The following is a 9,096-nucleotide window of genomic DNA, read 5'->3' on the forward strand; positions in this document are numbered from 1 at the left end:
TTATTTTTTGGTTTTCAGTAAACTATGGAAATGTTAAAAATCTAAAGAATAAAATGAATCAAGCCATTCACTACTACAATCAAAAGATGCTTTAAACGACATTTTCTGTCGCTGAGTGAAATCAATTCAGTGATTAATCACTATTTTTTTCCAAAATTTCAACAAAATTTCAGTAAGATAAAGGTAAGCAAGTTTTCAGTTGATGCTACTGCGTTAAATAAGAACCAGGATTTTTCAGAACACTATGACCAACAATAACTTTTCACAAATCGCTTCTTTCATCTGGTCGGTTGCCGACCTGCTGCGTGGTGACTTCAAACAATCGCAATATGGCCGCATCATTCTGCCATTTACCTTGTTGCGTCGTCTGGAATGTGTACTGGAACAAAGCAAGGCTGCGGTACTGGCAGAACATGAAAAAGTCTCCAAGCTGAATCTGCCAGAAGAAGCTCAAGAAAAGTTATTGCTGCGTGCCACCAACGGTCTAGCCTTCTTTAACACCTCCCCAATGGTTCTCAGTAAAATGGGGCAGAGTGATATCAAGGCCAACTTGAGCACCTATGTGCAAAGTTTCTCTAAAGATGCCCGCGAGATCTTTGAATACTTTAACTTCATCGAATTTGCGGGCCTCCTCGATGATGCCAACCTGTTATATAAGGTGGTGCAAAAGTTTGCCACCACGGATCTGAGTCCAAAGAATGTATCCAACCATGACATGGGCTTGGTGTTTGAAGAACTGATCCGTCGTTTTGCCGAAGGTTCTAATGAAACAGCAGGGGAACACTTTACCCCGCGTGACATCGTACGTTTGACCACTGCACTGGTGTTTATGGAAGATGATGACGTGCTGACCAAAGACGGCATTATCCGTACCATTTATGACCCGACTGCGGGAACAGGCGGTTTCCTGTCTTCAGGCATGGAATATCTGCATGAGCTGAACCCGAATGCCGTGATGCGTGCGTTTGGTCAGGAACTCAATCCAGAATCCTACGCCATCTGTAAAGCCGACATGCTGATTAAAGGCCAGGACGTGAGCCGGATTAAACTCGGCAACACGTTGTCGAATGACCAGCTTGCTGTGGATCAGTTTGACTACATGCTGTCGAATCCACCCTTTGGCGTGGACTGGAAAAAGATCGAACAGGACATCAAGGACGAACATGAACACAAGGGCTTTGATGGCCGTTTCGGTGCAGGCTTGCCACGGGTATCGGATGGTTCACTATTATTCCTGATGCACCTGATCAGCAAGATGCGTGATGCCAGCAGTACCGAGAGCGGTAGCCGCATCGGGATTATCCTGAATGGTTCACCATTGTTTACCGGTAGTGCAGGCAGTGGTGAAAGCGAGATCCGTCGCTATATTTTAGAAGCCGATTTGCTGGAAGCCATTATTGCCTTACCGAACGACATGTTCTACAACACCGGGATTGCCACCTATATCTGGGTACTCAGCAATAAAAAAGCCGCTGAACGTAAAGGCAAGGTACAGCTGATTAATGCCTCAAACCTCAGTACCAAAATGCGTAAGTCGCTGGGTTCAAAACGTAACTATCTCACTGAAGCTGAAATTGCCACCATTACCCAAAATTACGGTGACTTTGTCGCGGTAGACACCTTGGCGCAGGATGGCGAAACCGAACAGCAAAAACCATTCGCCAGCAAAATCTTTTACAGTCATGAATTTGGCTATCGTCGCGTGACCATTGAACGACCATTACGTTTATCGGCACAGATCACGGATAGCGCGATTGCATCATTACGCTTTGCGCCAAAACCGTTTAATGCCGTGATGCAAAGTATCGATGCGCAATTGGGCACAGCCTTTGGTACAGCGTGGGCAGCAGAAACTTATGGTCAGTTGCAGGACGTGGCGCTTGAGGTCCGTGCCCTGATTAAAGCCGAGTTCCCTGAGCTAAAAGAAAAAGACATTAAAGAGGTGCTGGACAGCAAAATCTGGCTGTTCCAGAAAGCCCTGATGGAAAAAGCCCAAGCTTTACAGGAGGTGATTGGCACTGAGCAGTTTGATGACTTTAACCAGTTTGATGACGTGTTGAAAAAAGCCCTGAAGCAGACCGACATCAAGTTGGATGCTAAAGAGAAGAAGCAGCTGTTAGATGCCATTACCTGGAAGAATCCGGAAGCGGAACCGGTGATTAATAAAGTCGTGAAACAGGCGGAAAATCCACTGTATGGCCAGTTTAGCTACCAGGGCAAAGTGGTGGAGTTTGTGCAGGATGGGGATTTGCGTGATGCCGAGAACATTGCACTGAATCCAAAAGTCAGCACGACTGAACTGATAGAAGATTACTTTAAACGTGAAGTACAGCCACACGTGCCGGATGCCTGGATCAATGCCGACAAGCGTGATGAAAAAGATGGCGAGATTGGCATTGTCGGTTATGAAATTCCGTTTAACCGTCATTTCTACGTGTACCAGCCACCACGTGACCTAGCCGAGATTGATGCGGATCTGGATGCGGTGAGTGCCGAGATTATGCAGCTGCTACAAGAGGTGCATTCATAATGGCAAAGTATCAGGCCTATGCGGAATATAAGAATTCAGGGGTTGAGTGGTTGGGGAAAATTCCAAGTCATTGGTTAGCTACTCAAGTTAAATATGGTTATTTAGTTACTTTAGGGAAAATGCTGCAAAGCACTCCGAAGTCGAGTTTAGATGAACTTAAATTATATTTAAAAGCACAGAATATTCAGCCTAACGGAATAAATATTGATCAAGTTGAATCAATGTGGTTTTCACCTGATGAATGTAAAAAACTTCTTTTGCAAAAAAGTGACGTATTAGTAAGTGAAGGTGGTGATGCAGGAAGATCAGCTATTTGGAATTGTGAATTAGAAGAATGCTATATTCAGAATGCAATTAACCGTGTTCGTCCTAAGTATGTAAATAATTCAAAATACTTTTTGTATTGGATGAAATTCTTAAAATCTACTGATTTTATTAATATCATTTGTAATAAGGCGACCATTGCTCATTATACGGCTGAAAAGTTGGAAGGTTCTCCTATCTTTCTACCATCTAGTGATGAACAAAAGAATATAGCCAACTTCCTCGACCACGAAACCACCAAAATCGATCACCTGATTGAAAAACAGCAACAACTGATTGAACTGCTGAAAGAAAAACGCCAGGCAGTGATTAGCCATGCCGTGACCAAAGGGCTTAACCCAAATGTCCCAATGAAAGATTCGGGTGTGGAATGGTTAGGGGAAGTGCCGGAGCATTGGAAGATTTCTCGCCTAAAATATAATGCTTCTATTTTTGGCAGAATTGGATTTAGGGGCTATACAGTAGATGATATTGTTGATGAAGGCGAAGGCGCATTGGTCTTAAGTCCTTCTAATATTAGTAATGCTAACAAGTTAACTCTAGAGAAAAAAACTTATTTGAGCTGGAAAAAATACTTTGAATCTCCAGAAATTATCGTTGATGAAAATGATTTATTATTAGTAAAGACTGGATCAACTTTCGGAAAATCTGCGATTATTTTTAATAAATTAGAACCTATGACTATTAACCCTCAAATGGCATTGATAAAAAAATCGAAAATAGAACCTAGATTTTTGGGATATTTGTTTAGTTCAAAATTCATTAAATCAATAATAGAAAACAGTAATACAGGTAGTGGTATGCCTACAATGACTCAGGAAAACATAAATAATTTTCCAATACCACTACCTAGTGATGAAGAAGCAACCATAATTAGCAACTATTTAGATAATAAAATTTATAAAATAGATTTTCTGATTGAAAAGTCAGAACAAACTATTCTGTTAATGCAAGAACGCCGAACAGCTTTAATCTCAGCCGCAGTCACCGGAAAAATTGACGTTCGCAATTGGCAAGCCCCAACAGTTGCTGAGGCAGACACGGAGTTAAGCACATGAGTGAGCATTCTTTAACGCCCGTAGCCTTGCCACAATTGACCCAAGAGATTGTTTCACTCGTTCATACGGCCAAACAGCGCGCAGCCGTAGCCGTCAATGCCGAACTGACCTTGCTGTATTGGTCGGTAGGACAACGTATCCGACAGGAAATATTAAAAGGGGAGCGGGCAGAATATGGGCAACACATCATTGGTAATTTATCCAAAGCCCTGACAGCGCAATTAGGCCGAGGCTGGGGAAAGTCACAGCTCAACTACTATGTTAAATTTGCAGAAGTTTTTGATGATATTAACATTGTCCATGCAGTGCGTGGACAATTAAGCTGGACGCATCTTAAAACCCTGATGTATATAGATGACCACATCAAACGAGAGTTTTATCTCAGCATGGCCGTGCAGGAACGCTGGTCTACGCGAATGCTGGATGAACGGATCGGTTCAATGCTGTTTGAACGTACCGCCATTTCCAAAAAACCGGATGAAACCATTCTGCATGAACTGCAACAGCTCAAGGAACAAGGGGTTGTACATCAGCAGCTCTTGCTCAAAGATCCTTATATTCTGGACTTTCTCGATCTGAATGACCGCTATCTGGAAAAGGATTTAGAAGATGCCATTTTGCGCGATATTGAGCAGTTTCTTTTAGAGCTTGGTTCAGGCTTTACCTTTATTGCCCGCCAGAAGCGTATTCAGATTGATGAAGATGATTTCTACATTGACCTGTTGTTTTATAACCGCAAACTCAAACGACTGGTCGCGATTGACCTGAAAACTGAAAAATTCCGGCATTCGCATAAAAGCCAGATGGAACTGTATTTACGCTGGCTGGCTAAATACGAACAGGAAGAAGGTGAAAACCCACCGCTGGGCATTATTTTCTGTACTTCTAAAAAACATGAGCAAATTGAATTGCTGGACTTGGAAAGCTCGGATATTCATGTGGCTGAATACATGACCGTTTTACCGCCAAAAGAAATCCTGGAACAACGCTTACAACTTGCTATGGAACGTGCTAAACAACGCTTGCTCGCCGATGGAGAACAATAATCATGGACGCTACCCGTGAAAGCATTTTCCAGAACGATATTATTCAACAGATGCTGGCTCAAGGCTGGCAACTTGGTACGCCACAAGGCTACAACCGTGAAACTGCCTTGTATGAGCAGGACGTACTGGATTTTGTGCAACAAACCCAAGCACAAGACTGGCAGAAGTTTCAGCGCATCTTTCCGCAAGATACCGAACGGCATTTTCTGGAAGCCGTGGTTGCCCAGCTGAAGAAAGCCGACATCAATGCCACTGATGAACAGTCACGTAGCTATGGCACTTTAGGTGTGCTGCGTCATGGCGTGAAAACCCGTAGCGCACGCTTTTTCCTCTGTCAGTTTAAACCGGAACATGCGCTCAATCCAGATACCTTAGCCAACTACAAGAAAAACATCTGCCGCATTGTACCGGAACTGGTGTATAGCCCGTATGCCACGGCTGCCGAGTTACAGAACATGGGCAAACAGGCCAAGAAATGGCGTATTGATCTAGTCCTGTTTATCAACGGCTTTCCGGTGGCGACACTGGAACTCAAGTCCGAGTTTAAGCAGGCGGTGCAGAATGCCATGTTGCAGTACAAACGCACCCGCTTGCCGAAAGATCCAGAAACCAACAAGCCTGAACCCTTGCTGATGTTTAAGCGTGGCGCATTGGTGCATTTTGCTGTCAGTCAGTATGAAGTCTATATGGCGACCCAACTGGCCGGAGAAGATACTTTCTTCCTGCCATTCAATAAAGGCACACATGACGGTGGCGCAGGCAATGATGTGCCGGAAGACCAGAATCAGTATGCTACGGCCTATCTGTGGAACGAAGTTCTCACACCGGACAATTTGCTGAATATCATTGGACGTTTTGTCCATCTGCAAATTGAAGAAAAAGAAGACTGGGAAGGCCGCAAGTACAAAAAAGAACTGCTGATCTTCCCACGTTACCACCAGTGGAATGTGGTCACCAAACTGATCAATGCCGCCTTAGAGGAGGGCACTGGACAGAAATATCTGATTCAGCACAGTGCAGGTTCAGGTAAGTCCAACTCGATTGCCTGGACAGCACATCAGCTGTCGACCCTGTACGATCAACACAATCAGAAACTGTTTGATTCGGTGATTGTGGTCACTGACCGTACCATTCTGGATGCCCAGCTACAGGACACCATCTACCAGTTTGAACATGCCGATGGCGTGGTCGGACGCATCAATAACAAAGAGGGTGATGGCTCCAAGTCGGAAAAACTGGCCAAGGCACTGGAAACCTCACAGCCGATTATCATTGTGACCATCCAGACTTTCCCCTTTGTGCTGCGTGCGATTGAAAACAGTACCAATCTGAAACAGCGACGTTATGCGGTGATTGCCGATGAAGCGCATTCTTCGCAAAGCGGCTCCACGGCACGCCAGCTGAAAGAAGTATTGATGCTGGAAGAGCGTGATGAGGATACAGAACTGTCCTCGGAAGATATTCTGGATGCGGTGGTGGCTGCACGTAAGGGCAGTAACAACCTCAGCTACTATGCCTTTACCGCGACACCGAAAGACAAAACCCTGCAACTGTTTGGCCGTGTACCCAATCCTGAGCTACCGCCATCCAAGCAGAACAAGCCGGAAGCTTTCCATGTCTACTCCATGCGCCAAGCCATTGAAGAAGGCTTTATTCTGGATGTGCTAAAAAACTATACCAACTATAAAGTGGTGTATAAGCTCAAACAGAAAATTGAAGAAGCCGACAAACAGGTCGATGCCAAAAAAGCCAAGATCAGACTGAATCAGTGGGTGCGCCTGCATGACCACAACATTTCCCAGAAAGTGAAAGTCATTGTCGAACATTTTAAAAATAACGTGATGGGCTTATTGGGTGGGCAGGCCAAAGCCATGGTGGTGACCAGTTCACGTAAAGAAGCGGTGCGTTACAAGCTGGCCTTTGACAAATACGTGATGGATCAGGGCTATAAGTCTATTCAGGCTATGGTAGCATTCTCGGGTGAGGTTGAGTTTAATGACAAGGATACCGACAGCAGCGGCTTAGTCGGGCAGACCTTTAACGAACGCAACATGAACCCGGGACTGAAAGGTCGGGAAATGCGCAAGGCCTTTGACAGTGATGACTATCAGGTGATGCTGGTGGCCAACAAGTTCCAGACTGGCTTTGACCAACCGAAACTGTGTGCCATGTACGTGGACAAAAAACTCGGTGGGGTAGAATGTGTGCAAACCCTGTCACGCCTGAACCGAACCTATCCGGGCAAGGCAGAGTCTGGCACCTTTGTCTTGGACTTCTTTAACGAGCCTGAAGATATCCTGGCGGCCTTCCAGCCATATTATCAAACCGCTGAACTGGCCGATGTCTCCAATCCGGATCAGATCTTTGACCTGTTTGAAAAACTGAAAGCCAGCAAGATTTTTCTGTGGACGGAAGTTGAACAGTTTGTCGAAGCGTTCTTTACCAAGAACAAATCCAATGCCGCGATCAGTAACATTTGCAAGCCTGCGGTTGAACGCTGGCAGAAACGCTATAGCCAAGCCATCGAAGCCTATAACACCAGTCGCGATATGCTGGAACGCTGCAAGAAAACCAATGATGCGGTGCTGATTGCTAATGCCGACAATGCCTTTAAAGAGGCCAAGCTTGAAAAAGACAAGCTGGAAATCTTTAAAAAAGACTTGGGAAGTTTTACCCGTTTTTACGAGTTTATGTCACAGATCGTGGACTACGATGACAAAGAACTGGAAAAACTTAGTCTGTATGCGCGTAACCTGCGTCCATTGCTGCGTGAAACCGCAACGAAAGACGATGAGGTGGACTTAAGTAATGTCAGTATGAGCCATTACCGCTTGTCCAAGATCCGTCAGCAAGACATCAAGCTCAAAGAAGACGCCGAAGATTTTAAGCTAGAACCCGGCAATGACCTCGGTGCAGCCAAGCCACGCGATAAGAAAGAAGAGTTCCTGTCACAGATCATTGAGCGTCTGAATGATGTCTTTATCACTGATAACCTAACCGATAAAGACATGCTGAACTATGCCTATACGGTACGTGACAAGCTGGCGGAAAATGAGATTGTGATGAAGCAGATTGCCAACAATACCCGTGAACAAGCCATGCTGGGTGATTTCCCGAAAGCGATGGATGATGCCATTCTTGGCAGTAGTGCGGCACATCAGGAACAGATGATGCAGTTGCTGTCCGATCCGGCGAAAGCCAGCATATTTGCACGGGTGATCTTTGATATGTTGAGTGGTGGGTAATTTTAGAGAGGGAGAGGGGGGAAAGAGAATGCAAATTGATGCCCAAGGGCTTTGTTGCACAAAGATTTGAAAGGCAAAGCGCCCCTAATTGAGCCAAATTTAAGGCGTAACTTGGGTAAGTGGTCGACCTAATTCCGTAAATCTGTTGAGGACTGCTACACGTGCATGAACCTCATTGACTTGGCTATCAAAGCTCCTTGCACTGAGTTTATCTCCTAATAATTTGATGCAGTGCATTTTAGTCTCAACCAAACTTCGGCGATGATAGCCTGACCATTTTTTCCATAGTGTCCTGCCTAAACGTTTAATTGTTCGAAGTAATTCATTTCGCTCTAGCGAGCTACTCTTTGTATCTTTCCATTGTTTCGCATTTTTTCTAGGTGGAATCACCGCATGCGCTTGCCGATCTGCAATGACCTGACGGCATTGCTTGGTGTCATAAGCTCCATCGGTATAAACAGAGTCAATCTGCTCATCTTGTGGAATCTGATTAAGTAAATCACCAAGCACCTGTGAATCACAGACATTATTGGTTGTGAGCTGAATAGCGCGTATTTGTAGGGTTTTGGCATCTATACCAATATGTAGTTTACGCCATTGGCGACGATATTCAGATCCATGTTTCTTGCGTTTCCATTCGCCCTCACCTAGAAACTTCATGCCTGTAGAGTCTATGATGAGCAATATATTGCGCAAGGCAGCCCATCGCTACTTTTTTGGTAGCTGATTGCAATATCAATATGCTTTTGTCTTCTACAAAGCGTACTGTAATCTGGTGCGGTCCAATTTAATCCGCAAAATTTAATCAGACTTTGCACAAAGCCAGTGACCATACGTAAAGATAGACGGAATAAGGATTTAATCATTAAGCAGCATTGGATGGCTGCGTCGGA

4 protein-coding genes and 1 pseudogene are annotated in these 9,096 nt (G+C 44.7%); 4 read left to right on the forward strand and 1 reads right to left on the reverse strand.

From position 1 onward, the window contains the following. Positions 1–244 precede the first annotated feature (244 nt). Genes C8322_RS00840 through C8322_RS00855 form a run of 4 tightly spaced genes read left to right on the forward strand, consistent with a single transcriptional unit; the run spans position 245 to position 8,203 of the window. On the forward strand, positions 245–2,530 hold the full coding sequence (locus C8322_RS00840) for a type I restriction-modification system subunit M (RefSeq protein ID WP_111810275.1): 2,286 nt from the start codon (positions 245–247) through the stop codon (positions 2,528–2,530). Beyond that, positions 2,530–3,912, forward strand: coding sequence for a restriction endonuclease subunit S (locus C8322_RS00845; RefSeq protein ID WP_111810276.1), 1,383 nt, complete (start codon positions 2,530–2,532; stop codon positions 3,910–3,912). Before C8322_RS00840 ends, C8322_RS00845 begins: the two co-directional genes overlap by 1 nt. Then, positions 3,909–4,958: a PDDEXK nuclease domain-containing protein gene (locus C8322_RS00850; RefSeq protein ID WP_111810277.1), complete on the forward strand. Its 1,050-nt coding sequence runs from the start codon at positions 3,909–3,911 to the stop codon at positions 4,956–4,958. The genes C8322_RS00845 and C8322_RS00850 overlap by 4 nt, the downstream gene beginning before the upstream one ends. Beyond that, entirely contained in the window at positions 4,955–8,203 is a 3,249-nt protein-coding gene (locus C8322_RS00855) for a type I restriction endonuclease subunit R (protein ID WP_111810278.1), read from the forward strand. The genes C8322_RS00850 and C8322_RS00855 overlap by 4 nt, the downstream gene beginning before the upstream one ends. Positions 8,204–8,302: 99 nt before the next feature. Here the strand turns inward: C8322_RS00855 and C8322_RS00860 are convergent. After that, positions 8,303–9,096, reverse strand: a pseudogene (locus C8322_RS00860) (IS5 family transposase); the annotation flags it as partial.

Source organism: Acinetobacter sp. SM1B (assembly GCF_003289665.1).
GTDB classification, from domain to species: domain Bacteria; phylum Pseudomonadota; class Gammaproteobacteria; order Pseudomonadales; family Moraxellaceae; genus Acinetobacter; species Acinetobacter schindleri.

Bases quoted from the DNA above. Each gene is read 5' to 3' on its own strand.
- C8322_RS00840 (WP_111810275.1), top strand. From the start codon at position 245: ATGACCAACAATAACTTTTCACAAATCGCTTCTTTCATCTGGTCGGTT.
- C8322_RS00850 (WP_111810277.1), top strand. From the start codon at position 3,909: ATGAGTGAGCATTCTTTAACGCCCGTAGCCTTGCCACAATTGACCCAA.
- C8322_RS00845 (WP_111810276.1), top strand. From the start codon at position 2,530: ATGGCAAAGTATCAGGCCTATGCGGAATATAAGAATTCAGGGGTTGAG.